The 946-nt window shown below is 49.4% G+C and carries 1 protein-coding gene; it reads left to right on the top strand.

Annotation, left to right across the window (positions count from 1 at the left end):
- On the top strand, positions 1 to 946 hold a 946-nt coding region (locus tag AB4589_RS23235; protein ID WP_372101780.1), incomplete at both ends, for a DUF5934 domain-containing protein.

A 946-nucleotide genomic window follows, 5' to 3' on the forward strand; every position in this document is an offset into this window, starting at 1 on the left:
CTCTCCCGATACCGAAGCGTTAACGCATCGTGGCCATATCGCCACCCGTCATACCAATGACCAAGGGGAGGAGGTGCGTACACGGCTGGTCAATTTGGGACTTTCTCGTCTGCCTGGGGATTATCGCTTGTACGCCTTACCTGAGGCCTTTTCTTCTCTTCGCAACGTTTCTCGTAATATCACTTGCCCTCACCGCGTCACGTTGAGCTTTCGTAATGAGCCAACCGGTAAGCAAAATGCGGATAACGATAATAAGATAAAAGACTTAACCAAGACGGTGAACAGCCAAATGGCGCTGCTGGCTCCAACGGCGGAAGATGAGCTCAAAGAGCGAAAAGCCCTACAAAAAGGTCTGTTGTCTAAAGAGTTTACCATTGCGTCTATGGTACTCACGGTCTCCCTGTTTACCGATAAGACCCACCAGAAAAAAGACACCCAAGCGGCGAAGGAGTCATTCAGCCATGCTGGCCTTGATATCATTCCCCTGAAAATGAATCAGCCACAAGCGCTGCTTTCAACGTTGCCTTTTATGATGAGCGAAGGGTTGTGGGGCGATTGTAAAAAAGCCGGCCGAGTTCGCACGTTAAAAAGCTCTAATCTGGTGAACCTCTTCCCTCTCATCATGGATTTTTGTCAGTTAAAAGGCGGCGTATTGCTGCCCACGATGCGCCAGCAAATTTCTTTCTTTAACCCTTTCACCTGTGGCAGTGATAACCAAAATATCGCTCTGACCGGCGGCTCAGGCGCAGGGAAAAGCTTTCTGGTTCAAGAGATTGCCGAAACGGTTTACGCCATGGGTGGTAAAGTGTGGATCCTCGATAAAGGGGCCAGCTATAAAAAATTGACGCTCAGCCTTGGGGGGACGTACATGACGCACGCCAACATCTTCTTAAATCCCTTCACGCATTTAGGCGCCATGCAAAGTGCTGAGTTTGAGTTTGTGGAT

The organism is Vibrio sp. 10N.222.49.A3 (genome assembly GCF_041475145.1).
In the GTDB taxonomy this organism is placed as follows: domain Bacteria; phylum Pseudomonadota; class Gammaproteobacteria; order Enterobacterales; family Vibrionaceae; genus Vibrio; species Vibrio tasmaniensis_A.